The following is a 22,788-nucleotide window of genomic DNA, read 5'->3' on the forward strand; positions in this document are numbered from 1 at the left end:
CCAGCGGCCGGCACTACCGGGTATTTCTGCGCGGGCTGTCCCCTTCACCCCGCACCCGCAATAATGGTGGAAGACCCTTCCACCGAGCCTGCATGTCCGCCCGCGAATCCCGCCTCAGCCGCCTGTGGGCCCACGAAAAGGCCAGTTACGGCCTGCGTGTGTTCATCGCCCTGACCGCAGCGCTTGCCGTGTGCTGGCAGCTGGATGCGCTCACCGCCCTGCCCGGCGTGTTCCTCGGCATCATCGCCAGCGCCATCGCCGAGACCGATGACAACTGGTGGGGCCGGACCAAGGCGGTATTGCTGTCGCTGCTGTGCTTCTGCCTCGCCGCCGCCTCGGTGATCTGGCTGTTTCCATGGCCATGGGTCTTCATCGGTGCGCTGGCGCTGTCCACGTTCGGGCTGACCCTGCTGGGTGCGCTCGGCGAGCGCTACGCGTCGATCGCCCAGGCCACGGTAACGCTGGCGATCTACACCATGATCGGGCTGGAGCAGCATGGCGCCAGCGACCTGCACAGCGCGCTGGACGCAGTCAGCCACCTGCTGGCCGGTGCGGTCTGGTACGGCCTGTTGTCGATCCTGTGGACCGCGCTGTTCGCCAACCGCCCGGTACGCGAACGCGTGGCGCGCCTGTACGTTGAACTGGGCCGCTACCTGCAGTTGAAGGCAACACTGTTCGAACCGGTACGCGAGGCCGACCTGCAACGCCGCCAACTCGACCTGGCCGAGCAGAACCGGCGCGTCGTCGGTGCGTTGAACGAGGCCAAGACCGCGATCCTCGCCCGCTTCGGCCGTTCCGGGCGGCCGGGCGTGAACTCCGGCCTGTACCTGCGCCTCTATTACATGGCACAGGATTTCCACGAGCGTGCCAGCTCCTCGCACTACCCGTACGGTGCGCTGGTCGATGCTTTCTTCCACAGCGATGTGCTGTACCGCTGCCAGCGCCTGCTCGACCTGCAGGGCCAGGCCTGCGCGCGGCTGGGCGAGGCGATCCGCCTGCGCCGTCCGTTCGTGTATGGCGAAAGCAACCAGCAGGCCGGACGCGACCTGGCCGATGCGCTGGCCTACCTGCGCGATCAGCAGCGGCCGCAGTGGCAGCGACTGCTCGGCTCGCTCGATCTGCTGGTGCACAACCTGCGCAGCATCGAGCGCCGCCTGCTGGATGCGGAGCGCTCCGAAGCCAGCCTGGACAACGTCGATACGCGCCTGCGCGACAGCAACCCGCACACCCTTCGCGAGATGGGCGTGCGCGTGCGTCAGCAGCTCACGCCCGGCTCGGTCCTGTTCCGCCACGGCCTGCGCATGGCATTGGCGCTGATCGTCGGTTTCGCGGCAATCCGCCTGTTCAATGCCCAGAACGGCTCATGGGTGCTGCTGACCATCGTGTTCGTGTGCCGCCCCAACTTCGGTGCCACCCGCCAGCGCCTGGCGCAACGCATCGTCGGCACCGTGGCCGGCCTGGTACTGACCTGGGCGCTGCTGCAGCTGTTCCCGCAGCTGCACGTGCAACTGCTCATCGCGCTGCTGTCGGCGCTGTTGTTCTTCTTCACCCGCACCGACCGCTACCTGGTGGCATCGGCGGCGATCACGGTGATGGCCCTGACCTGCTTCAACCTGATCGGCGATGGCTTCGTGCTGATCGTGCCGCGCATGGTCGATACGCTGCTGGGCTGCGCGATCGCCGCCGCCGCTGCGTTCCTGATCCTGCCCGACTGGCAGGGCCGCCAGCTGCACCTCGTGCTGGCGCGCGTGCTGGACACCGCCGCGCGCTACCTGGATTCGGTGCTGGGCCAGTACCGCAGTGGCATGCGCGATGACCTGGCCTACCGCATCGCCCGCCGCGACATGCACAACGCCGATGCCGCGCTGTCCACCGCGCTGTCGAACATGCTGCGCGAGCCGGGCCACGTGCGCCGCAACCTGGATGCCGGTTTCCATTTCCTGGCGTTGTCCAACATGCTGCTCGGCCATCTTTCGGCGCTGGGTGCGCACCGCGACCAGGTGGACAGTTACGCCGGCGATCCGCTGGCGCTGGCCGCCGGTGAGCGCGTACGCAAGGCGCTGCAGCAGCTGGCCTCGGCCCTGACCGCACGGCAGCCGGTCAGTGAGGACGACAACGACGCCGACCGCGCGGTGGCGGCCGAGCTGGAGCAGATTGACGAGGCAATGCCGCCGAAGCTGCAGCTGATCCGCACGCAGATGGCGCTGGTGCTGCGGATGCTGCCGAAGGTGCGGGCGGCGGCGAATGAGGCGGTGCGCACGCTCACCTGACAGGCCGGCGCCGGGCATCGCCTGGCGCGACCCGCAGTCCATCCACGCGTGGCGTGGATCTACTGCACCGTGTGCAACCGTGTGTTGCGCCTGGCGATGCGCCCCGGTCACGTTCCCGCGCGGATACTGGGTGCCCCCCTGCTCCCGGACTCCCCATGAAGATCGAACTCGCCGGCCGTACCGCGCTGGTCACCGCCTCCACCGCCGGCATCGGCCTGGCGATCGCCCAGGGCCTGGCCACCGCGGGTGCGCGGGTCATTCTCAACGGCCGCAGCACCGACAGCGTCGAACGCGCCCGCCAGCGCCTGCTCGCCGCCGTTCCGGGTGCCGACGTGCTCGGCGTGGCCGCCGACCTCTCCGATGCGGCCGGCGTTGACACGCTGCTGGCGGGCCTGCCCAAGGTCGACATCCTGGTCAACAACGCCGGCATTTTCGGCCCCGAGGACTTCTTCGAGACCGAAGACGCAACCTGGGAGCGCTACTGGCAGACCAATGTGATGTCCGGCGTGCGCCTGTCACGGGCACTGCTGCCGGCGATGGTCGATGCCGGCTGGGGTCGCGTGCTGTTCATCTCCTCCGAATCGGCACGCAACATTCCGGCCGACATGATCCATTACGGTGTCAGCAAGACCGCGCAGCTGTCGCTGTCGCGCGGCCTGGCCAAGCGTGTGGCCGGCAGCGGCGTCACCGTCAACGCAGTGCTGCCCGGCCCGACCCTGTCCGATGGCTTCGCGGCAATGTTCGAAGATGAACGCCAGCGCAGCGGCAAGCCACTGGAGCAGATCGGCCGCGAGTTCGTGATGGCACACCGGCCGTCTTCGGTGATCCAGCGCACCGCCACGGTCGAGGAAGTAGCCAACATGGTGGTGTACCTGGCCTCGCCGCAGGCCTCCGCCACCTCCGGTGCGGCACTGCGCGTGGATGGCGGCGTGGTCGACGATATCGTCTGAGATCTTTCAAAGTGTGCGGACCAACGGTCCGCACCCACAGGTCCGCACCCACAGCGGATAGGCAGGAATGCTAGGCTGCGCCGGTCAAGGAGGCTCCATGTCCGGTCACAACCAGTTCGCCCTGCTGCGCCAGCGCCGTTTCCTGCCGTTCTTCGTCGTCCAGGCGCTCGGAGCGTTCAACGACAACGTGTACCGGCAGGCGATCATCAGCATGTTGCTGTTCATGGCCGTGCCGGAGGAAGAACTGGGGCTGTATGCCACGCTGGCACCTGCCATCTTCATCCTGCCGTACTTCCTGTTCTCGGCACTGGCCGGGCAGATCGCCGACAAACTGGAAAAATCGCGACTGATCGTGATCACCACCACCATGGAGATCGTGATCATGTCGCTGGCGGCCACCGGCTTCCTCACCCAGAGCCTGCCGGTGCTGCTGGTCGCCCTGTTCTGTACCGGCATGCAGTCAACCCTGTTCGGCCCGGTGAAGTACTCGGTGCTGCCCTCGGTGCTCAAGCCCGAAGAGCTGACCGGCGGCAACGGTCTGGTTGAAATGGGCACCTCGATGTCGATCCTCTCCGGCATGATCGTCGGCGGCCTGGTGTTCACCGTGGCCGGCAGCCACGGCACGGTGGTGGCCGCCTGCGCGATCATCGGCCTGGCGATCTGCGGCAACATCGCCGCGCGCCTGATTCCCAAGGTCGATGCCGGCGACCCTAGCCTGAAGATCAACTGGAACCCGCTGCCGGAGTCACTGGCGGTGCTGCGCATGGCGCGCCAGCAGAAGGCGGTGCGCAATTCAATCCTGGGCGTGTCCTGGTTCTGGTTCGTCGGCACCGTGCTGACCTCGCAGCTGCCGGCCTATGCCGTGACCAACCTCGGCGGTGAGCCGACTCTGTACATCTTTGCGCTGGCCCTGTTCTCGGTCGGCACCGGCATCGGCTCGCTGCTGTGCGAGAAGCTGTCGGCACGGACGGTGGAAATCGGCCTGGTGCCGTTGGGCGCGTTCGGCATGACCGCGTTCCTGCTCGACCTGTACTTCGCCCGCAGTGGCGAAGCGACGGTGCACGGGCTGACCATCGGAACGTTCCTGCAGCAGCCGGGCAGCATCCGCATCGTCATCGACCTGATCGGCATCGGCCTGTTCACCGGCATCTTCGTGGTGCCGCTGTTCGCGCTGATCCAGAGCCGCACGCCGAAGGCGCAGATGTCGCGCGTGTTCGCCGCGCTGAACATCCAGAATTCCGGCTTCATCGTCGGCGCAGCCATGCTGTCGCTGGCCGCGCACAAGCTGCTGCACTGGACCATTCCGCAGCAGTTCCTGGCGCTGGCCATCGCCAATGCCCTGGTGGCGATCTACATCTTCACCATCGTCCCCGAATTCCTGATGCGCTTCCTCAGCTGGCTGATGGTGCGCACCCTGTACCGCCTGCGCCCGCACGGCATCGAAGCGAACGTTCCCGACGAGGGCGCCGCGCTGCTGGTCTGCAACCATGTCAGCTACATGGACGCACTGATCCTGTCGGCGACGATTCCGCGCCCGGTGCGCTTCGTCATGTACTACAAGATCTTCAACATCCCGGTGATGCGCTGGATCTTCCGTACCGCCAAGGCGATCCCGATCGCCGGTGCGCGCGAAGACCCGGCGTTGATGCAGCGCGCGTTCGACGAGATCGACGCCGCGCTGGCCGAAGGCGAGCTGGTCTGCATCTTCCCGGAAGGCGCGCTGACCAAGGATGGTGCGATGGCACCGTTCAAGTCCGGTGTCGAGAAGATCCTCGAACGGCGGCCGGTGCCGGTGGTGCCGATGGCGCTGCGCGGCATGTGGTCCAGCATGTGGAGCCGCCGCGACAGCCGCCTTGGCCGCATGCGCGTGCCGCGCCGTTTCCGTGCCACCGTCGAGGTGGTGGCGGCACCGGCCGTGGATGGCCACACCACCAGCGCCCCGGTGTTGGAGGCCCAGGTGCGGGCCCTGCGCGGCGATCACGCCTGACGCAACCGGCCCGCCAGGCGGGCCCGGCAACCTCCCCCGCATACGTCACCGTCCAGTGGCGTACGCGGCATGTCGTGAATGTAAACGCATACATGCAACGTCGGTTGCGGTAGATTACGCACCCACAGGGGGGAGGTCCGGCCGGTACATCACGGCTGGCCACCAAGGAATGGAGTCTTGCTTTGAATCAACCGCCACCGCTCAGCCGTCCGGTCTACATCCCCAACCATCTGGTCTGGGCGATCCTGACGACGCTGTTCTGCTGCCTGCCGTTGGGCGTGGTGTCGATCGTCTATGCCTCCCAGGTCGATGGCCGCCGCGCGGCCGGCGATCTTCCGGGGGCCTACAGTGCGTCGCGCAAGGCGGGCTGGTGGGCGGTGGCTTCGGCCGTGGCCCTGCCGGTCCTGTTGCTGTTGTGGTTCGGGCTGTTCGGCGGCTTGGCCGTACTGGGCGCTCTTTCCGACCAATGATTCACCACCACCACCCATCAAGGAGCTTGAACCCATGAATACCGCTACTCCGCAGGTCCCGAACAACCTGGTCTGGGCAATCCTGTCCACCCTGTTCTGCTGCCTGCCGGCCGGCATCGTGTCGATCGTCTACGCCGCCCAGGTCAACGGCAAGCTGGCCGCTGGCGACATCGCCGGCGCCCAGGACTCCGCCGCCAAGGCCAAGAAGTGGGCCATGTGGTCGGCCATTGCCTGGGTCGTCGTTGTCGTGCTGTACGTGCTGTTCTTCGTTGTGCTCGGCGGCATGGGCGCGATGAGCAACGGCAGCTACTGATACGCCTGGACGGATCCGGCGCCTGCGCCGGATCCGTTGTTGCATGTCCGCGCTTCCCGCTCGTTCCCGACTCGCCCGCTGGGCACCGCTACTGGTTTCCGCCGGCCTGGCCGTGGGTGCCACTGTGGTCCTGCGCAACGTCAATCCGTATGTCGCCGGCAATCCACTGCCGAGCTGCCCGCTGTACGCCCTGACCGGCCTGTACTGCCCGGGCTGTGGCAGCACGCGCTGCCTGTATTCCCTGGTCCACTTCGACCTGCCCGGTGCGATGGCGATGAACCCGCTGCTGGTCATCAGCCTGCCGTTCCTGTTGCTGATGCTGCTGAACATCGCCGGCATCCGCCCCCGTGTGCTCGACCCGCTGATGCGGGTGCTGGCCAATCCCGTGTTCTGGCTCTGGGTGCTGCCCGGGTATGCGCTGCTGCGCAACCTGCCGTGGGCACCGTTCACTGCACTGGCACCGATCTAGGTTTCCAGCCAACGGCGCAGCCCCTCGTGGTGGGCGGCGTTTGAAGGCAGAAGCCTTGGGGTTGGCCGGACGGGTGGGCTGCGCAGGGGGCGCTGCAAGTACGTCCATGTAAGCTCGGTCGCCGCATCCATGCGGCTCACGCCCCTGCGCAGCCCACCCGCCCGGCCACGGACAGTTTCCGTGCGCGTCCACCACGGAAAAGAAAGAGAAGATCAAAAGCGGAAGCGGATCGCTTCGCTCTGCATCCACGCATGGCGTGGATCTACCGTGTCGACCAAGGTCGACACCCACCGGCAGTCGCAGTTGACCCACCGTCACCGGGAAACTGTCGGGGGTGGGGCGGTGTGGGGCCGCAGGACCGTTGGCGCCATGGATGGCGCCATCGAGCCCCCAGGGACGGGTTTACGGCGTGTCCTGCAGCCCCACACCGCCCCGCCCAACCCTCAGCAACCCAGAGCCGCTTTGGCTTTGGCTTTGGCTTTGGCTTTGGCCTCTGCAGGTGCAGCGCTGCAAGCCCTGCCAGAACACCTACGTCACCCAGCCTGCAATCACCAGCAGGGCGAGGATCGCCAGCCACAGCAGCAGCATCCGCCACACCAGGCTCATCGCATCACGCAGGTCCGGCAGCCGCTGCCACACCGGCAACAATCCCGCCTCGGTGTAATCGTGCGCATCCTCGCGCAGTTCGGCGTTGACGCTGGCGCGCGCCACCGCGCCGAGGAACCCGATGTTGCCGGCCAGGCGCTCGCCATGGGCCTGGCGCCAGGCCTTCCACGCCGTATCGAAGTTGCCCACCAGCGCCATCGAGAACGCCATCAGCTGCGCCACCGGCCACTCGATCCAGCCCAGCAGGCGCTGCGCCAGCGCCAGCGGCTCCACCGGCACGCGTGCGCGCATCGGGCTTTCCGCCATCAGCGCCAACAGCCGGTAACCGAGCGCACCGGCCGGGCCCAGCAACAGGAACCAGAACAGCACCGCGAACCAGCGCCGCAAGGCGTTGAGCACGGTTGCCTCGACCAGTGACGGAATGTCCTCGCGCAGGCTGCCACCGGCCGCCTGCAGATTGCGCACCGCGGCCTGGCGCGTCGCCGCGTCATCGGCATCGATGATGGCCTCGATATCGCGGTCCAGATCGCGCGGGCCCCAGCACCACGCCACCACCGCCACGCCCAGCAGCAGCGACGGCAGGCCGAACAGCACCCCGCGCAACAGCCACGCCAGCAGCGCCATCAGCAACAGCGGCGGCAACAGTGCCAAGGCAACGCCGGCCGGTCCCTGCCAGGCCTTGCCCCCCCGCGCATCCAGCCAGCCCAGCCAACGCCGGAAGCCGTCGAAACGGCGCAGCGAGGCGGCAGCGGCCGGGGCAACATGGCCCAGGGCCAGTGCCACCAGCACGGCGGCCAGAGTGGTGAACATGGCAGGTCTCCCTACGAAACAGAACGCTCGGCGCCGCTACCTTACCTGTCGCAGCGGCGCCCTCAGCGGTGAACCGGACTGTAACCCGGGCCGTGTTCAGGTGGCGGCAATACAGCTGCCACGACCGGACCGGCAGCGGATCGGGTTCAGCCCTTCTGCTGGCGGTACCAGTGTTCGATCAGGCCGCGCGAAATCGAGATCGGCGGCGACAGGCGGATGCCCTGGCCATCGTCCTCCACATCGCGTGCCAGTGCCGCGCCCACCTCGTCGGCACTGAACCAGCGCGCGTCTTCCAGCTCACCGTCCACGGTCGGCAGGTCATCCTGCGCCTGTGCTCGGAAACCGATCATCAGCGCGCCCGGGAACGGCCACGGCTGCGAACCGAGGTACTGGCAGGCGGTCACCCGTACCTTGCTCTCCTCGTGCACTTCACGCACCACGGTCTGCTCGAAGGTCTCGCCGGGTTCGACGAAGCCGGCCAGGACCGAGTAACGCCGCGGCGCCCAGTTCGACTGCCGGCCCAGCAGCAGCCGGCCCTGGTTTTCCACGGCGACGATCACGGCGGGATCGACACGCGGGTAGTGCTCGGTGGAGCACTGCGCGCAACGACCGACGAAGCCGCCACGGGCAAACGCCACGGCGCCGCCGCACACGCCACAGAAGCGGGTGCGCGAGTGCCAGTAGGACATGCCGCGGGCATAGCTGAAGGCGGTCGCATCGGCCATCGGCCACAGCAGAGCGGCCTGGCGCAGGTCGAGGCGGCGCGGTGCGCTGACGGTGATATTGGCGGCTTCGACCGAGAACCAGGCCTGTTCGCCACGCAGGCCGAGGAAGATCGCGGCCCCCGGGCCACCCCCGATGTCGGCGCCGGTCAGCGCCAGCGGCTGGTCGTCATCGCCGGTGAAGGCGCTGCCGTCCTGATCGAGCACGAGAATGCGCGCGCCCGGCCACAGGCGCGCCAGTGCATCGGCATCGTCGCGCAGGGCATCGGCGCGCTCCAGCGGTTCGCCAACGAAGGCGAAACCGGAAAGCGGCGAAGAAGTATTGGGCATCCGGCAAGCGTGCCGCCAATCGATGCGGGTGGCAAGCCGCGGGCTTTGCCGAAGCCGTCTGTGGGTGTGGAGCTTGCTCCACACACCTTGTCGCGCGGGACGCAGGCCCCGCGCCCCGCCTACATGCTGAAACTGCTGCCGCAGCCGCAGGTGGTCTTCGCGTTCGGGTTGCGGATCACGAACTGGGCACCGGTCAGGCTCTCGGTGTAGTCCACCTCGGCGCCCATCAGGTACTGCAGGCTCAGCGGGTCGACCAGCAGGGTCACCCCGCTGGTCTGTACCGCCAGGTCGTCCTCGGCACGGTTCTCGTCGAACTCGAACCCGTACTGGAAGCCCGAACAGCCACCGCCTTCGATGTACACGCGCAGGGCCAGGTCGGGGTTGCCCTCTTCCTGGATCAGGCATTTGACCTTGGAGGCCGCCGACTCGGTGAAGTTCAGCGGGCGCTCCAGCGACTGGTAATCGGGCGCGGCAACCGGGGTGGCGCCGGGCAGGGAGACTAGCGTGCTCATGGTGTCAGCATGGGGGTGCCGACGATGGCTTTCAAGCCATCGCCTCGGCCAGCTTGCGGCGTGCGGCGGTGTCACCCTTGCCGCCATTGGCCTCATCACCTTCCGGGGCCGGCAGGGCGGCCATCGGGGCGCTGGCATGGATCAGGCGACCGTTCAGCTGGGCACCCGCATTCATCTCCACCACCTGGTAGTGGACGTTGCCGTTGACCCGCGCGCTCGGGGTCAGTTCGACCTTCTCGGTGGCGTGCACGTCGCCATCCAGGCGGCCGCTGATGACCACCACCTGGGCACGGATCTCGCCCTCAATCACGCCATGCTCGGCAACCGTCAGGGTCGCGCCACTGGCGCCTTCGGCGGCGATCACCTTGCCATGGATGCGGCCTTCGACATACAGGCCCCCACTGAATTCCACATCACCGCGGATCACCACCTGGTTGCCGATCAGGGCATCCACCACCAGCTGGCCTTCACGGTTGGATTTGCTGCTTCCGAACATCTGCCTACTCCCCTTTTGCGGCCGGCGCACCGGCCTGTTTCCAGTCGAATACCTGGGTGGTACCCCCCGTACCACTCCCCAATGTCACCCGCACGCGTTGCGGGGTGAAGTCAGCCGGCAGCATCACGCTGCCGGTGAGCTGCTGGAAGTACCGGAACGAGTAATCCTGTCCCGGTACCTTGCTGCGCTGGTGCAGATCATCCCAGCTGATCGTGGCCAGCTTGCCGTTCTTGACGCCTTCCACGGTGAAGCGCATCTGCCCCTGGCTGATGGCACCACGGTTGAGGTTCTGGGTCAGCACGGCGGTGTACTGCCAGGTACCGGCCGCTTCCGGGCTGAACTCGATCGAATGGGTGTTCAGGCCCTTGCGCTGGCTGGTCGAACCCACCAGGCGCTCATAGAAGGCAACGTCGGCACGCAGGCCGGCGATTTCCTCATCGCGCTCGGCCAGCGAGGACTGCACCTCGGTGTTGGCGGCGCGGCTGATACGGTCGGAGGCTTCCAGCGTGGCCTGCTTCTGGCGCAGTTCGGTCAGCTGCACCTGCAACGTCTCGGCGCGCTTCTCGGCAGCCTGCAGGCGCTGGCCCTGTGCATCGCGCGGCGTGGCCATCCAGCAGCCACCCAGCACGGCCAGCATCAGGCTGAGCAGCCAGATGCCGCCGATCACCAGCAGGCGGCGACGGTCGGCCGGCGGTTGCGGCGCGCCGGGCAGGCGGACCTGCACGCGCATGGGAGGACGGTTGGTCATGGGTGGATTCCGGGGCATCGCGAGGGCGACACCGGTACGGCCCCTGTGGCAAACGACGGGCTAGTGTATGACAGGACGGGTGGGTTTCCTGCGCAGTGGCGAGCCACGGTCTGTGGCGTTCAGGCATGCCATCGTCGATAGTGTGGTCCCCTGCACAGTTCCGTCGCCGGAGCATCGCCATGACCGAAGCCCACCTGTTCGTGATCGGCATCCTGCTGGCCTGGCTGGCCGGCATCCGCGTCTACCTCACCGTGTTCGGTGTCGGCCTGGCCGGCCTGCTCGGCTGGGTCGACCTGCCACCGGCCCTGCAGGCCACTGAATCGTGGTGGGTGCTGGGCACCTCGGCGGCGCTGGCGGTGACCGAATTCTTCGCCGACAAGATTCCCGGCGTCGACTCGGCGTGGGATCTGGTGCAGACCCTGGCACGCGTACCCGCAGGTGCCTTCCTTGCCGCCGCCACGCTGTCGCCGGATGGGCAGCTGGGCACCGGCGCACTTGCTGCCGGTGCAGGTGTCGCGCTGGCCAGCCACGGCCTGAAGGCCGGCACCCGCGCCCTGCTCAACACCTCGCCCGAGCCTGCCAGCAACTGGGTGGCCTCCGCCGCCGAGGACACCGTGGTGGTCGGTGGCCTGGCCCTGGCCCTGGCACACCCATGGATCGCGCTGATCGTGGTGCTGGCCTGCAGCCTGGCGGGCGCGCTGCTGGTGTGGCTGGTCTGGCGCACCCTGTGGAAGGGCGTGCGCTGGCTGGCACGCAGTGCGTCGCCCGACAGTCCACGCCAGCCCGGCACCGGTTGATCGCCGGGCTTGTCGCATAATGGACGCGAACACCAGGAGCACCGATGGCCGCAAACGAATCCCCCGCGGGCGCCCGCCCGGGACGCGCTGAAACCCCTCCGGCCGATCATTGGCAACGCTGGACCGCTGAACCGGCGAGCGCCGTCGCCGCAGCACCGGCGGCGGTTGCGCCGCTGGCCGCCTCCGACGCGCCCGCATCGATCGGCAGCGCACCGCCGCCGTTGCCGGGCCCGGCCATGCTGGCCGAGGCTGGCAACAACGACCAGGCGCCGCCGCCCTCCGATTCGCCCTACCGCGTGCTGATCGTCGAGGATGACCGCGCACAGGCCCTGTTCGCACAGAGCGTGCTGCATGGCGCCGGCATGCAGGCCATCGTGCACAGCGATGCCGACGGTGCGCTGCAGGCGATCAAGGAGCATCGCCCCGACCTGATCCTGATGGACCTGCACCTGCCCGGCCTGGACGGCATGCGCCTGACCGCGCTGATCCGCCAGCAGCCTGGCCTGCAGTTGCTGCCGATCGTATTCCTGAGCGGCGATCCGGACCCGGAGCGCCAGTTCGAAGTGCTCGACAGCGGCGCCGACGACTACCTGAGCAAGCCGATCCGCCCACGCCACCTGATCGCCGCCGTGGCCAACCGCATCCGTCGCGCACGTGCGCAGGCCGCAACCCTGCCCGGTGCGGCCGGCGCACCGGCCACCAGCAATCCGGAAACCGGCCTGCCGACGCGTCACCACGTGCTGCAGCAGCTCAATGCCACCCTCGCCCATCGCGACCGGGGCGGCGTATTCTTCATTGAAGTAGCCAGCGCGCTGGGCCTGCGCGAACGCTATGGCTACGCCGCCTTCGAGCGCCTGATGGTGCAGGCCGGGCAGCGCCTGGCCGAGGCCGGCCATCCACACCTGCTGGCACGCCTGAACGACAACAGCTTCCTCCTGCTGGCCCGCAATACCGATGAAGACAGCCTGGAAAGCATCGCCGCGACCCTGCGTGAGCAGCTCTCGGCGCGCGCCTTCGTGATCCGCGACGATGAATCGGTGCACCTGCGCGGCGTGGTGGGTTACGCGCCGCTGTCGCCGGGCTTCGACGATGCCAACGCTGCACTGGAAGCAGTCGAGCGCACCACCCTGCAGGCACGCCTGCTCAGCGCCGGCGTAGCGGGCCATGTGCACCGCCAGGCGGTCACCGAACAGGAACACCTGGCACTGCTGGAAGGCCAGCTGGAGCTGGCCTATCAGCCGATCGTCGCCGTCGCCGGTGGCAACACCGCGCAGTACCAGCTGCTGCTGCGCCTGCGCCAGGCCGATGGCACGGTGCTGGCGGCCGGCCAGGTGATTCCGGCCGCCGAAGCGGCAGGCCGCATCGCCGACCTCGACCAGCAGGTGATGGACCATGCGCTGGGCCTGCTGGACCTGTACCGTCACGCCACACAGCCGCTGAACCTGTTCGTCTCGCAGTCGCTGCGCACCCTGCAGCGCGATGCCTTTGGCGACTGGCTGCTGGAATCGCTGCAGCAGCGTGACCTGCCCGGCAGTGCGCTGGTGATCGACGTACGCCTGCCCGACGCGCTGATCCACACCGTGCCGCTGCAGCAGTTCTGCCAGCGCATGGCCGGCGCCGGCGTGCGCTTCTGCCTCAGCCAGTTCGAGCCCAGTGGCGAAGCCGATGCACTGCTGACCCAGCTGCCGCTGTCGTTCGTGCGCATGGCCGCGCGCTTCTCCAGCAGCCATTCCAACCCGGCCACGCGCGAGGAACTGCGCAAGGCGATCGAACAGGCGCATGCGGCCGGGCTGCAGATCATCGGCCAGCAGATCGAGGACCCGCAGGCCGCGGCAGCGATGTGGGTCGGCGGCGTCGATTACATCCAGGGCAACATGGTGCAGTCGGCCGGCAGCGATCTGAACTTCGACTTCCACAACGCGGTGCTCTGACGTGCCGCTGTGGGGCGTGCTGCTGGTTGCCCTTGCCGCGGCCGCCATGGCGCTGTTGTTGGGCCTGCGCCTGCGCACGCGCAGCCGCGCATTGGCCCAGCTGCAGCGCGAGCACAGCGCGCTGGCCGCCGACCGCGACCAGCTGCGCCACACCACCGAACGCCAGGGCCAGCTGGAACAGCAGCTGCTGCAGGCCAAGCAGGCCGCCGAAGCGGCCGTGCTGGCCAAGGGCGAGTTCCTGGCCACGATGAGCCACGAGATCCGCACGCCGCTCAACGGCATCCTGCCGATGCTGGAGCTGATCGCGCGCGGCCCGCTGGGCGAGGACCAGCGGCAGATGCTGGCCACCGCTTCGGCCAGTTCACAGCAGCTGCTGCGCATCGTCGACGACATCCTCGACTACTCCCGGCTGGAGGCACAGGCGCTGGAACTGGAGATCACCAGCTTCAACCTGCGCGACCTGCTCGATGGCGTGGTGCAGCTGATGCAGCGCGCCGCCGACGCCAAGGGCCTGTCCCTGACCCTGCAGCTTGACCCATCGGTGCGCCTGCCGGTGCGCGGCGACCCGGTACGCCTGCGCCAGGTGCTGAGCAATCTTCTGGCCAATGCGATCAAGTTCACCGCCCGCGGCCAGGTGCAGCTGCGCGTGCAGCGGCTGGGCGAAGGCGCGGCCCAGCACCAGCTGCGCTTCGAGATCATCGACACCGGCATCGGCATCGATGAGGCACTGCAGGCACGCCTGTTCCAGTCCTTCAGCCAGGCCGATGCCTCGACCACGCGCATCTACGGTGGCACCGGCCTGGGCCTGGCCATCTGCAAGCGCATCATCGACCTGATGCACGGGCATATCGGCGTGCAGTCCACGCCCGGCCAGGGCGCAACGTTCTGGTTCGAGATCCCGCTGCTGAAGGTACCCGGCGACCTGCCTGCAATGGCGCGCGCGCCCGCAGCGCTGCTGTTGTTCAGCGCCGATGCAACGCTGCAGGCACGCATCGAGCGCATCGCCGCCCACCATGGGCTGCTGGTACAGATGCTGAGCCAGCTGGACGTTGTGGTCGAACGCCTGCGCGCGATGCCACGGCCAGGGCAACCGGCACCAGCGTGGCTGCTGGTCGATTCCCGCACGCGCCGCAACGGCGAGGTCACGCTGCAGCAGGCACTGGCCGAGCGCGGCGACGATGATGCACTGCAGGTGCTGTGGCTGCAGGAAGACGCGCCTGCGCAACGCGCGCGCCAACGCCAGCTGCCCCCGCATTTCGATGATGCAGCCCTGCATGCTCTGCTGGCGGCGCCTGCCACGCCTGCCCGCCCTACCGCCCTGCTGGCCAATGCCGAAGATGGATTGCCCGCACCTGCGCTACCGCCACTGCACCTGCGCGTGCTGCTGGTGGAAGACAACACGGTCAACCGGATGGTGGCCGAGCATCTGCTGCGCGTGTTCCAATGCGAGGTGTGCAACGCCGCCGATGGCGAGCAGGCGCTGGCCGCCCTTCGCGAAGGCGGCATGGACGTGGTGCTGATGGATTGCCAGATGCCGGTGCTGGACGGCTACGCCGCCACGCGCCACTGGCGTGCGGAGGAAACGGAAAGCGGGCGCACGCGGCTGCCGATCATCGCGATGACGGCCAACGCCATGGCCGGTGACCGCGAGCGCTGCCTGCAGGCCGGCATGGACGACTACCTGTCCAAGCCGATCGCACGTGCCACGCTGCATGCGCTGTTGCAGCGCTGGGGGCAGCGATCACGCGATGTCGTAGCGTCGCGCTTGCTCGACGGCGATGCATCCGGGGCCAGTCGAATCCCGCCAACCGAGCATGGCCCGGCTCTACAAGAGACGAAAAGCCAAGCGGTGACGCAACCGGTGCTGGACCGTGATGTGCTGGACGAACTGCACGCGGTGATCGGCGAAACCGCCCTCCAGATCGTCTCGGTGTTCCTGGAGGATGCACCGGCGATGGTGCAGCAGCTGCAGCAGGCCGCGCAGAGCGGCGACGAACCTCGCCTGCAGGCGGTCGCGCACAGCCTGAAATCATCAAGCGCGAACGTGGGGGCCTTGTCGCTGTCGGCAATCGCGCAGCGGATCGAGCACGAAGCCCGGAGTGGCAGCCTGCAGCGCCCCGCGGTGGCGGTGGCGCTGCTGGTGGCCGAATTCGCCCGTGCGCGCGTGGCGCTGACGGGCTACCTGGCACAGCATCGGTAGCGTCGGGCTTGCTCGACCATCGCCATGCTGGTCACAGTCGAGCACGCTCGACCCTACGTCACTCTTCCAGCTTGCTGAGCAGGTACTTCGGCTCGCCGATGCGCTCGATCAGGTCGAGCTGGGTTTCCAGCCAGTCGATGTGTTCTTCTTCCGAGTCGAGGATCTTCACGAACAGCTGGCGGCTGACGTAGTCACCGACCGAATCGGAATAGGCCACGGCCTCGCGCAGGGTCACCACGCCGTCGCGTTCCAGCGACAGGTCGCACTGCAGGATCTCGGTCGGATTCTCGCCGATGCGCAGCTTGCCCAGCGCCTGGAAGTTCGGCAGGCCTTCGAGGAACAGGATGCGGTCGGCGAGCATATCGGCATGCTTCATCTCGTCGATCGATTCCTTGTACTCGTGTTCGGCCAGCTCCTTGATGCCCCAGTTCTTCAGCATCTTGGCGTGCAGGAAGTACTGGTTGATCGCGGTCAGCTCGTTGTAGAGGACCTTGTTGAGGAATTCGATGACCTTGGTGTCGCCCTTCATGGGGGTGCTCCTGCACGCTGAAAACGCAGGCACTTTAACGCCTTGCGTGCGGCCGTGAAGGAACGCGAATCGTGCGCATTGGCCTGTGCGGCCACGCGTGAAGGATGCGAAAGTGCGGCGTCAACGCGCCGCGAAAGAGACGATCAGGCGACCTGGGCCAGACCGAGGACCGGCAGCGGCAGATCGTGGGTGGCACGCGCCTTGGCCAGCAGATCGCCGGCCATGTCCAGGCAGGAACCGCAGGTCGCGCCACAACCGGTACGCATGGTCAGTTCGGCCACCGTGCTGACGCCATTGCTGGCGGCTTCGCGGATCTGGTGGTCGGTGACTCCGTTGCAGATGCAGACGTACACAGGCGTGAACCGGGCTGACAGGCCAAGAGTGGCCTGTTGGCTATTCCAATGGAAACGAGAATGGTTGTCAATCAAAGACCTGAACCATTCTCGATACGGTTCAGAGTGCGGTGGAATACAGCAGGGGCAGCGCCCATCGCCATCCAGGGCAGGGCGGCCGGTCGGACAGCCAAGGCCTGCTGTGAACACCCGGCGGGGGCGCGTTGTGACGGATCGACCCGCAGCCTGCGCGGCGTCCCCGTCAAACCGCCCCCGGCTCACCCTTGGCCTTGCGCGGCCAGTAGCCACCGCGCTTGGGCGTGCGCTTGCGGGGTCTGTCGTGGCCGGCCGCGTGACCCGGCATCCAGGCCTCTGCAGCGCTCTTGGGCATGGCGGTGACGCCCTGCCCGGCCACCCCGCGCGCCAACGGCGCCAGATGTCGCAGAGCGCGCGCATAGACGCCACGCTTGAACATCACCACGTGCTCCACCGGGTACCAGAAGTCCACCCAGCGCCAGTGGTCGAACTCGGGCGAATCGGTATGGTCCAGCTGCACATGCGATTCGTCGCCGGTCAGGCGCAGCAGGAACCAGACCTGCTTCTGGCCGATGCAGACCTGCCGTTCATTGCGGCGGATGGCCCGCGCCGGCAGCTTGTAGCGCAGCCAGCCGGGCGTTGCCCCGAGCACTTCCACGTGCTCAGGCAGCAGGCCGGTCTCTTCCTGCAGTTCACGATACATGGCCTCGACAGGCGTCTCGTCGGTATTCATGCCACCCTGCGGGAACTGCCAGCCGTCCCGGCGCACACGTCGTGCCCAGAACACCTGGCCGTCCTGCCGCATCAGCACAATGCCGACGTTCGGTCGATAGCCGTCCGGATCGATCACGATGCGGACTCCTAAAAAATCTACTGGTCGGGACTATCCCATGCCGCCTGTCGGCCCACAAGCACGATACAAAAGTGTTGACAGGGGCGATACACATCCGCAGAATAGCGGGCTCACCAAGGCTATGTAGCTCAGCCGGTTAGAGCACAGCACTCATAATGCTGGGGTCGGTGGTTCGAGTCCACCCATAGCCACCACACTGAAAATCAAGTTGTTTTTCAGTGTGAAAAGTGAGAAAATAGTTACACGTTTTGCCCCGTCGCCAAGCGGTAAGGCACCTGACTCTGACTCAGGCATTCGGTGGTTCGAATCCATCCGGGGCAGCCAAACAAAAAAGAAAAAAGCCTGATCGAAAGATCAGGCTTTTTTCTTTTTTGTTTGGTCACGCATCCCACCTTATCCCCGCGCCTGTCGGCGCGCCCCCTTGAACAACAAGGGGGCTCTTCCCCAGAGAGAACCCCGGGGTCGGATCCTTTTCCGCAGGGAAAGGCTCTGACCCCACCCTGCTGACATGCGACGCCCCGGGTAGTGCCGGCCGCTGGCCGGCAACCAGGAAATCCACGACCCCAGAACGACAAAAGCCCGGCCGAAGCCGGGCTTTTGCTTTTCCATCCAGCGGGCTCCCGAAGGAGCCCAACCAGGCGCGGTAAATCAGCGCTTGGAGAACTGGGTGGCGCGGCGGGCCTTGTGCAGACCGACCTTCTTACGCTCGACTTCACGGGCGTCACGGGTCATGAAGCCAGCCTTGCGCAGCTCGGACTTCAGGGTTTCGTCGTACTCGACCAGAGCACGGGCGATGCCCAGACGGATCGCACCGGCCTGGCCGGTGGTGCCGCCGCCAGCGGCGGTGACCAGGATGTCGAAGCTTTCGGTGTTCTTGGTCAGCTCGAGCGGCTGGCGCACGATCATGCGCGCAGTCTCACGACCGAAGAACTCGTCCAGCGGACGGCCGTTGACGGTGATGTTGCCCGAACCCTTGCGCAGGAACACGCGAGCGGTGGAGGACTTGCGGCGGCCAGTGCCGTAGTTTTGAGTGATAGCCATGATTAGATATCCAGAACCTGCGGCTGCTGTGCGGCGTGCGGATGCTCAGTGCCGGCGTAGACCTTGAGCTTGCGGTACATCTGGCGACCCAGCGGGCCCTTCGGCAGCATGCCCTTCACGGCGATCTCGATCACGCGCTCCGGGTGGCGCTCCAGCGCCTGTGCCAGGGATTCGGTCTTCAGGTTGCCGATGTAACCGGTGAAACGGTGATACATCTTGTCCTGCAGCTTCTTGCCGGTGACGGCAATCTTTTCTGCATTGATGACGACCAGGTAGTCGCCGGTATCAACGTGCGGGGTGTAGACCGGCTTGTGCTTGCCGCGCAGACGGCGGGCCAGCTCGGTGGCGAGACGGCCCAGGGTCTTGCCCTCGGCGTCGACGAGGTACCAGTCGCGCTGGACGGTCTCGTTCTTGGCAGTGAAAGTGCTCATGAAGAACTCTAGGTTAGGTCGGGCTCATTGCGGCGAAAGGCTCACCGGAACTCTGCCACGCGTTGTGAAAAGGTGAAGCGTAAGAGGCGGGATTGTACGCAGGTCAGCCCCCCGTTGCAAGCCGGCCCCTGACCGGGTTGGCAGGGGGACGGGGCCGGGCGAGAATCGCGGGGTCTTCCGCCCCACCGTGTACCGCCATGACCGTGCTCCGCCAGATCACCCCGCTGGACCACCTGCTGACCGAGGCGCAGCGCGCCCTGGACACGGTGTTCGGCAACCCGCCGGCGGCCCGCCCCTACCCGGCTGCGGACACCGACGAGCCGGGCATGGACAGTACCGAACGCCGCCACGCGGCCGGCCTGATGCGGATCAACCATGTTGGCGAGGTGTGCGCGCAGGGCCTGTACTTCGGCCAGGCCGCCGTGGCCCGCGACCCGGCCACGCGTGAACACCTGCTGGAAGCGGCCCAGGAAGAAACCGACCACCTGGCCTGGTGCGCCACCCGCCTGGGCGAGCTGGACAGCCGTCCGAGCCTGTTCAATCCGCTGTGGTATGCCGGCAGCTACACCATCGGCACCCTGGCCGGGCTGCGGGGCGATGGCTGGAACCTGGGCTTCGTGGTCGAGACCGAGCGCCAGGTGGAGGCGCACCTGGACGAGCACCTGGTCGACCTGCCGGCCGGCGACCTGCGCAGCCGCGCGGTCATCCAGGTGATGAAGGAAGACGAGGCCCGCCATGCGGAGCACGCCGAGCAGGCCGGCGCACGCCGCCTGCCGTTCCCGATCCCGGGCGCGATGGCACTGGCCTCCAAGGTGATGAAGACCATCGCCTACCGCCTTTGAAGGGTCGCCCGCACCAACGGTGCGGGCCCACCAGGAGGTGCGGTGGGGTCCGACGGTGGGGCCCGACCGTTGGTCGGGCCACCAATCAGTTCGGCGAGACCAGCTTCAGGCCGATCACACCGGCCACGATCAGGCCCACGCAGGCCAGGCGGGCCGGCGATGCGCTGTCGTTGAACAGGTAGATGCCCAGCACCGCCACGCCCATGGCGCCGATACCGGTCCAGATCGCGTAGGCCGTGCCGACCGGGATGCTCTTCATCGCCTGGCTCATCAGGTACAGGCTGATCAGCGCGGAAACGACCGTGGCAGCGGTGGGAAGGGGTTTGCTGAAGCCTTCGGAGTACTTCATTCCGAGGGCAAAACCGATCTCGAACAGGCCGGCCAGCAGCAGGTAGATCCAGGGCATGGGTGGGGGCTCCTTACCTTTTTTGAGAAAAACGAAACGGCCCGGTGTTTTCACACCGGGCCGTGAGTCGGTACATCACCGTGGAACCATATCGCCTGCGCGATGCCAGTTCCGTGGGGCGGGTCGTCCCGCCAGGGTGGCGATGCCTGCGGGCATCGCACACGGGGCTTACTCGGACAGGTTGCGGCCGTGGAACAGCTCTTCGATCTCGCGCTTGAGCAGCGCTTCGATCTTCATGCGTTCCTTGAACGACAGGTTCTTCGCCTTTTCCTCGAACAGGTACTGGTCCAGGTCGAAGTCCTTCAGGTGCATCTTCGTGTGGAAGATGTTTTCCTGGTAGACGTTGACGTCGAACATCTCGTAACGCGACTTGATGTTCTTGGCCAGGAAGTTCTGGATCGAGTTGATCTTGTGATCGATGTAGTGCTTCTTGCCCTTCACATCGCGGGTGAAGCCACGGACGCGGTAGTCCATGATCACGATGTCCGACTCGAGGCTTTCGATCAGGTAGTTCAACGCCTTCAACGGCGAAATGACGCCGCAGGTGGCCACGTCGATGTCGGCGCGGAAGGTGGCGATACCTTCCTGCGGGTGCGTTTCCGGATAGGTGTGCACGGTGATGTGCGACTTGTCCATGTGCGCGACCACGGCGTCGGAGATCAGCTCCTTGCCGGCCTGCTTCTTGTCGATCACTGGTTCTTCGGAGATCAGGATGGTCACCGAGGCACCCTGCGGGTCGTAGTCCTGGCGGGCCACGTTCAGGATGTTGGCGCCGATGATCTCGGCGACATCGGTCAAGATTTGAGTCAGCCTGTCGGCGTTGTACTCTTCATCGATGTATTCAATGTAACGCTGACGCTCCTCTTCGGTGCGCGCGTAACACACGTCATAGATGTTGAAGCTCAGCGCCTTGGTGAGGTTGTTGAAACCCTGCAGCCTCAGGCGAGGCAACGGCTTGACCACGGCGGTCGATTCCTGTGTAAGAAGGGAAAGGGGGAATTATGGGGCAAACTGTCCCCGGGGGGAACGTGAAGATCGCTCACATCTGGCACACTGTTTGCCCTTAACAATTGCGCTGGTTAAGCTCCGCTATCGACCCCGTGAATCCGTTCATGCGCAGAGGGAGCGCTCCTATCGTGTCAACCGTGCGCCTAGCTAGCAGTCCACTGGCCCTGGATATCGCCACAATCGATCGTTTCCTGGCGCACAGCCACAGGCGGCGATACCCCACCCGTACCGACGTCTTCCGCCCCGGAGACCCGGCGGGAACCCTGTATTACGTCATCAGCGGCTCGGTCTCGATCATGGCCGAGGAAGATGACGATCGCGAGCTGGTGCTGGGCTACTTCGGTGCCGGCGAGTTCGTCGGCGAGATGGGCCTGTTCGTTGAATCGGACCGCCGCGAGGTGATCCTGAGGACCCGTACCGCCTGCGAGCTGGCCGAAATCAGCTACGAGCGCCTGCACCAGCTGTTCCTCGGCCCGCTGTCGGCCGATGCCCCGCGCCTGCTGTACGCGCTGGGCCAGCAGATCTCCAAGCGCCTGCTCGACACCAGCCGCAAGGCCAGCCGCCTGGCATTCCTGGACGTTACCGACCGGATCGTGCGCACCCTGCACGACCTGGCGCAGGAGCCGGAGGCCATGAGCCATCCGCAGGGCAGCCAGCTGCGCGTCTCGCGCCAGGAGCTGGCACGCCTGGTGGGTTGCTCGCGCGAAATGGCTGGCCGCGTGCTGAAGAAGCTGCAGACCGACGGCCTGCTGCATGCCCGCGGCAAGACCGTGGTGCTGTACGGCACCCGTTGATCGTTGAGCACCCGGTGGGTGCGGACCTTGGTCCGCACTCCTTCGCGCGCTAGGCTCGGTGCATGGAACTGAGCAGCGAATTCTGGTGGTTCATCCTCATCGGCCTCGGCGCACAGCTGGTGGACGGCGCGTTGGGCATGGCCTTCGGCCTGGTGTCCTCGTCGGTGATGCTGAGCATGGGCCTGCCCCCGGCGCAGGTCAGCGCCAGCATCCACACCGCTGAAGTGTTCACCACCGGTGCCTCGGGCGTGTCGCACCTGGCAGCCGGAAATGTCGATAAACGCCTGTTCCTGCGTCTGGCCCTGCCCGGTGCGGTGGGCGGCGCAGTGGGCGCCTATGTGCTCACGCAGATCCCGGGCGACATCATCCGCCCCCTCATCTACCTGTACCTGCTGGTGCTGGCGATCATCATCCTGGCCCGCGCCGCGGGGCGCTGGATGCCCAAGGGCGAGATCCGCCGGGTGCCGGTGCTGGGCTTCTTTGCCGGCCTGCTCGACGCCAGCGGCGGCGGCGGCTGGGGCCCGGTGGCCACCTCCACCCTGCTCGCCCGTGGCGGCCAGGCCCGCACCACCATCGGAACGGTCAACGCGGCCGAGTTCATCGTCACCCTGACCATCTCGGCCACGTTCCTGCTGTCGATGGGCGTGCAGCACCTGCAGATCGTCGCCGGCCTGCTGATCGGCGGCATGATGGCCGCGCCGGTGGCGGCGATCCTGGTCAAGCGGGTGAAGGAGCGCTGGGTGCTGGTGGCCGTTGGCGTGCTGGTGCTGGGGATCAGCCTGTTCCAGATCGGCCACGCGGTATACGGGCACCTGTACCGCTGAGCGTTTGCCGAGCATGGCCCGGCACTACCGGGTCGCAGCCCGGCACTCCGTCATCCCATCCCCGGCGGATTCCGCGCGTTA

Annotated in this window: 24 protein-coding genes and 2 tRNA genes; 14 read left to right on the top strand and 12 right to left on the bottom strand. The window is 66.8% G+C overall.

Translation table 11 applies throughout. The features are described from left to right. The first annotated feature begins 92 nt into the window (after positions 1-92). From yccS to AC13GF_RS19365, 6 genes are all read left to right on the top strand, one after another. Positions 93-2,270 carry a YccS family putative transporter gene (gene yccS, locus AC13GF_RS19340; RefSeq protein WP_483005697.1) on the top strand — a complete coding sequence of 726 codons (2,178 nt, stop codon included), beginning with the start codon at positions 93-95 and terminating at the stop codon, positions 2,268-2,270. 155 nt (positions 2,271-2,425) lie between these two features. Further along, positions 2,426-3,220, top strand: coding sequence for an SDR family NAD(P)-dependent oxidoreductase (locus tag AC13GF_RS19345; RefSeq protein WP_071305944.1), 795 nt, complete (start codon positions 2,426-2,428; stop codon positions 3,218-3,220). 97 nt (positions 3,221-3,317) lie between these two features. Beyond that, the gene (locus AC13GF_RS19350) at positions 3,318-5,207 is read left to right on the top strand and encodes an MFS transporter (protein WP_483005698.1); all 1,890 of its coding nucleotides are present in this window, start codon (positions 3,318-3,320) and stop codon (positions 5,205-5,207) included. A 182-nt stretch (positions 5,208-5,389) separates the two neighbouring features. Further along, the gene (locus AC13GF_RS19355) at positions 5,390-5,677 is read left to right on the top strand and encodes a CD225/dispanin family protein (protein ID WP_005419784.1); all 288 of its coding nucleotides are present in this window, start codon (positions 5,390-5,392) and stop codon (positions 5,675-5,677) included. A 34-nt stretch (positions 5,678-5,711) separates the two neighbouring features. After that, positions 5,712-5,990 (top strand): CD225/dispanin family protein, encoded by a 279-nt coding sequence (locus tag AC13GF_RS19360; RefSeq protein ID WP_483005699.1) that lies wholly within the window; start codon positions 5,712-5,714, stop codon positions 5,988-5,990. 43 nt (positions 5,991-6,033) lie between these two features. Then, positions 6,034-6,459: a DUF2752 domain-containing protein gene (locus AC13GF_RS19365; protein WP_006473646.1), complete on the top strand. Its 426-nt coding sequence runs from the start codon at positions 6,034-6,036 to the stop codon at positions 6,457-6,459. 528 nt (positions 6,460-6,987) lie between these two features. Here the strand turns inward: AC13GF_RS19365 and ampE are convergent. The 5 genes from ampE to AC13GF_RS19390 all read right to left on the bottom strand — a co-directional run bounded on the left by ampE (position 6,988) and on the right by AC13GF_RS19390 (position 10,683). Beyond that, positions 6,988-7,875: a regulatory signaling modulator protein AmpE gene (gene ampE, locus AC13GF_RS19370; protein ID WP_483005700.1), complete on the bottom strand. Its 888-nt coding sequence runs from the start codon at positions 7,873-7,875 to the stop codon at positions 6,988-6,990. 146 nt (positions 7,876-8,021) lie between these two features. After that, positions 8,022-8,927, bottom strand: coding sequence for an NAD(+) diphosphatase (nudC, locus tag AC13GF_RS19375; RefSeq protein ID WP_483005701.1), 906 nt, complete (start codon positions 8,925-8,927; stop codon positions 8,022-8,024). A gap of 119 nt (positions 8,928-9,046) precedes the next feature. Further along, positions 9,047-9,439, bottom strand: coding sequence for an iron-sulfur cluster insertion protein ErpA (erpA, locus tag AC13GF_RS19380; RefSeq protein ID WP_483005702.1), 393 nt, complete (start codon positions 9,437-9,439; stop codon positions 9,047-9,049). 31 nt (positions 9,440-9,470) lie between these two features. Then, on the bottom strand, positions 9,471-9,935 hold the full coding sequence (locus AC13GF_RS19385) for a bactofilin family protein (RefSeq protein ID WP_006398829.1): 465 nt from the start codon (positions 9,933-9,935) through the stop codon (positions 9,471-9,473). A gap of 4 nt (positions 9,936-9,939) precedes the next feature. Then, positions 9,940-10,683: a DUF6776 family protein gene (locus AC13GF_RS19390; protein WP_483005703.1), complete on the bottom strand. Its 744-nt coding sequence runs from the start codon at positions 10,681-10,683 to the stop codon at positions 9,940-9,942. 179 nt (positions 10,684-10,862) lie between these two features. Here AC13GF_RS19390 and AC13GF_RS19395 point away from each other — a divergent pair, with 179 nt between their 5' ends. Genes AC13GF_RS19395 through AC13GF_RS19405 form a run of 3 tightly spaced genes read left to right on the top strand, consistent with a single transcriptional unit; the run spans position 10,863 to position 15,611 of the window. Further along, positions 10,863-11,480 (top strand): DUF4126 domain-containing protein, encoded by a 618-nt coding sequence (locus AC13GF_RS19395; protein WP_005411305.1) that lies wholly within the window; start codon positions 10,863-10,865, stop codon positions 11,478-11,480. Positions 11,481-11,524: 44 nt separating this feature from the next. Further along, positions 11,525-13,411: an EAL domain-containing protein gene (locus tag AC13GF_RS19400; protein ID WP_483005704.1), complete on the top strand. Its 1,887-nt coding sequence runs from the start codon at positions 11,525-11,527 to the stop codon at positions 13,409-13,411. A gap of 1 nt (position 13,412) precedes the next feature. Then, positions 13,413-15,611 (top strand): ATP-binding protein, encoded by a 2,199-nt coding sequence (locus AC13GF_RS19405; protein ID WP_483005705.1) that lies wholly within the window; start codon positions 13,413-13,415, stop codon positions 15,609-15,611. 58 nt (positions 15,612-15,669) lie between these two features. Here AC13GF_RS19405 and bfr read toward each other — a convergent pair whose 3' ends face one another. The 3 genes from bfr to AC13GF_RS19420 form a co-directional block, all read right to left on the bottom strand. Beyond that, the gene (gene bfr, locus AC13GF_RS19410) at positions 15,670-16,140 is read right to left on the bottom strand and encodes a bacterioferritin (protein WP_005419804.1); all 471 of its coding nucleotides are present in this window, start codon (positions 16,138-16,140) and stop codon (positions 15,670-15,672) included. Positions 16,141-16,283: 143 nt separating this feature from the next. Further along, positions 16,284-16,493 carry a (2Fe-2S)-binding protein gene (locus tag AC13GF_RS19415; protein WP_019336609.1) on the bottom strand — a complete coding sequence of 70 codons (210 nt, stop codon included), beginning with the start codon at positions 16,491-16,493 and terminating at the stop codon, positions 16,284-16,286. Positions 16,494-16,734: 241 nt separating this feature from the next. Continuing rightward, positions 16,735-17,358, bottom strand: coding sequence for an RNA pyrophosphohydrolase (locus AC13GF_RS19420; RefSeq protein WP_010482644.1), 624 nt, complete (start codon positions 17,356-17,358; stop codon positions 16,735-16,737). Between the two features lie 120 nt (positions 17,359-17,478). On the opposite strand from AC13GF_RS19420, the gene AC13GF_RS19425 reads away from it, so the two are divergent. Both AC13GF_RS19425 and AC13GF_RS19430 read left to right on the top strand, forming a co-directional pair. After that, positions 17,479-17,555: transfer RNA gene (locus AC13GF_RS19425), tRNA-Met, on the top strand. 55 nt (positions 17,556-17,610) lie between these two features. Next, positions 17,611-17,685: transfer RNA gene (locus AC13GF_RS19430), tRNA-Gln, on the top strand. A 324-nt stretch (positions 17,686-18,009) separates the two neighbouring features. Here AC13GF_RS19430 and rpsI read toward each other — a convergent pair. Continuing rightward, complete coding sequence (gene rpsI / locus AC13GF_RS19435; RefSeq protein ID WP_005411311.1) at positions 18,010-18,402, bottom strand: 30S ribosomal protein S9; 393 nt, start codon at positions 18,400-18,402, stop codon at positions 18,010-18,012. Positions 18,403-18,404: 2 nt separating this feature from the next. Then, complete coding sequence (rplM, locus tag AC13GF_RS19440) at positions 18,405-18,833, bottom strand: 50S ribosomal protein L13 (protein WP_005414692.1); 429 nt, start codon at positions 18,831-18,833, stop codon at positions 18,405-18,407. Between the two features lie 197 nt (positions 18,834-19,030). Between rplM and coq7 the strand changes: the two genes are divergently transcribed. Beyond that, positions 19,031-19,675 (top strand): 2-polyprenyl-3-methyl-6-methoxy-1,4-benzoquinone monooxygenase, encoded by a 645-nt coding sequence (gene coq7 / locus AC13GF_RS19445; RefSeq protein ID WP_126929402.1) that lies wholly within the window; start codon positions 19,031-19,033, stop codon positions 19,673-19,675. A gap of 85 nt (positions 19,676-19,760) precedes the next feature. Here coq7 and AC13GF_RS19450 read toward each other — a convergent pair whose 3' ends face one another. Continuing rightward, the gene (locus AC13GF_RS19450; RefSeq protein WP_005411314.1) at positions 19,761-20,081 is read right to left on the bottom strand and encodes a DMT family transporter; all 321 of its coding nucleotides are present in this window, start codon (positions 20,079-20,081) and stop codon (positions 19,761-19,763) included. Between the two features lie 168 nt (positions 20,082-20,249). After that, positions 20,250-21,044: an adenosylmethionine decarboxylase gene (gene speD / locus AC13GF_RS19455; protein ID WP_006473908.1), complete on the bottom strand. Its 795-nt coding sequence runs from the start codon at positions 21,042-21,044 to the stop codon at positions 20,250-20,252. A gap of 149 nt (positions 21,045-21,193) precedes the next feature. On the opposite strand from speD, the gene crp reads away from it, so the two are divergent. Further along, positions 21,194-21,883: a cAMP-activated global transcriptional regulator CRP gene (crp, locus tag AC13GF_RS19460; protein WP_010482649.1), complete on the top strand. Its 690-nt coding sequence runs from the start codon at positions 21,194-21,196 to the stop codon at positions 21,881-21,883. Between the two features lie 62 nt (positions 21,884-21,945). After that, a complete protein-coding gene (locus AC13GF_RS19465) occupies positions 21,946-22,707 on the top strand; it encodes a sulfite exporter TauE/SafE family protein (protein ID WP_054172646.1) in 762 nt (253 codons plus the stop codon). The last annotated feature ends 81 nt before the right edge of the window (positions 22,708-22,788 follow it).

Source organism: Stenotrophomonas sp. 22LJNL06-5-1, from assembly GCF_056861455.1.

What these genes read in the sequence shown, in the direction of transcription:
- AC13GF_RS19450 (WP_005411314.1), bottom strand. Translation starts at nt 20,081, where the DNA reads ATGCCCTGGATCTACCTGCTGCTGGCCGGCCTGTTCGAGATCGGTTTT.
- AC13GF_RS19395 (WP_005411305.1), top strand. Translation starts at nt 10,863, where the DNA reads ATGACCGAAGCCCACCTGTTCGTGATCGGCATCCTGCTGGCCTGGCTG.
- AC13GF_RS19360 (WP_483005699.1), top strand. Translation starts at nt 5,712, where the DNA reads ATGAATACCGCTACTCCGCAGGTCCCGAACAACCTGGTCTGGGCAATC.
- AC13GF_RS19350 (WP_483005698.1), top strand. Translation starts at nt 3,318, where the DNA reads ATGTCCGGTCACAACCAGTTCGCCCTGCTGCGCCAGCGCCGTTTCCTG.
- AC13GF_RS19385 (WP_006398829.1), bottom strand. Translation starts at nt 9,935, where the DNA reads ATGTTCGGAAGCAGCAAATCCAACCGTGAAGGCCAGCTGGTGGTGGAT.
- AC13GF_RS19345 (WP_071305944.1), top strand. Translation starts at nt 2,426, where the DNA reads ATGAAGATCGAACTCGCCGGCCGTACCGCGCTGGTCACCGCCTCCACC.
- rplM (WP_005414692.1), bottom strand. Translation starts at nt 18,833, where the DNA reads ATGAGCACTTTCACTGCCAAGAACGAGACCGTCCAGCGCGACTGGTAC.
- bfr (WP_005419804.1), bottom strand. Translation starts at nt 16,140, where the DNA reads ATGAAGGGCGACACCAAGGTCATCGAATTCCTCAACAAGGTCCTCTAC.
- nudC (WP_483005701.1), bottom strand. Translation starts at nt 8,927, where the DNA reads ATGCCCAATACTTCTTCGCCGCTTTCCGGTTTCGCCTTCGTTGGCGAA.
- AC13GF_RS19390 (WP_483005703.1), bottom strand. Translation starts at nt 10,683, where the DNA reads ATGACCAACCGTCCTCCCATGCGCGTGCAGGTCCGCCTGCCCGGCGCG.
- ampE (WP_483005700.1), bottom strand. Translation starts at nt 7,875, where the DNA reads ATGTTCACCACTCTGGCCGCCGTGCTGGTGGCACTGGCCCTGGGCCAT.
- erpA (WP_483005702.1), bottom strand. Translation starts at nt 9,439, where the DNA reads ATGAGCACGCTAGTCTCCCTGCCCGGCGCCACCCCGGTTGCCGCGCCC.
- coq7 (WP_126929402.1), top strand. Translation starts at nt 19,031, where the DNA reads ATGACCGTGCTCCGCCAGATCACCCCGCTGGACCACCTGCTGACCGAG.
- crp (WP_010482649.1), top strand. Translation starts at nt 21,194, where the DNA reads ATGCGCAGAGGGAGCGCTCCTATCGTGTCAACCGTGCGCCTAGCTAGC.
- rpsI (WP_005411311.1), bottom strand. Translation starts at nt 18,402, where the DNA reads ATGGCTATCACTCAAAACTACGGCACTGGCCGCCGCAAGTCCTCCACC.
- yccS (WP_483005697.1), top strand. Translation starts at nt 93, where the DNA reads ATGTCCGCCCGCGAATCCCGCCTCAGCCGCCTGTGGGCCCACGAAAAG.
- AC13GF_RS19465 (WP_054172646.1), top strand. Translation starts at nt 21,946, where the DNA reads ATGGAACTGAGCAGCGAATTCTGGTGGTTCATCCTCATCGGCCTCGGC.
- AC13GF_RS19365 (WP_006473646.1), top strand. Translation starts at nt 6,034, where the DNA reads ATGTCCGCGCTTCCCGCTCGTTCCCGACTCGCCCGCTGGGCACCGCTA.
- AC13GF_RS19400 (WP_483005704.1), top strand. Translation starts at nt 11,525, where the DNA reads ATGGCCGCAAACGAATCCCCCGCGGGCGCCCGCCCGGGACGCGCTGAA.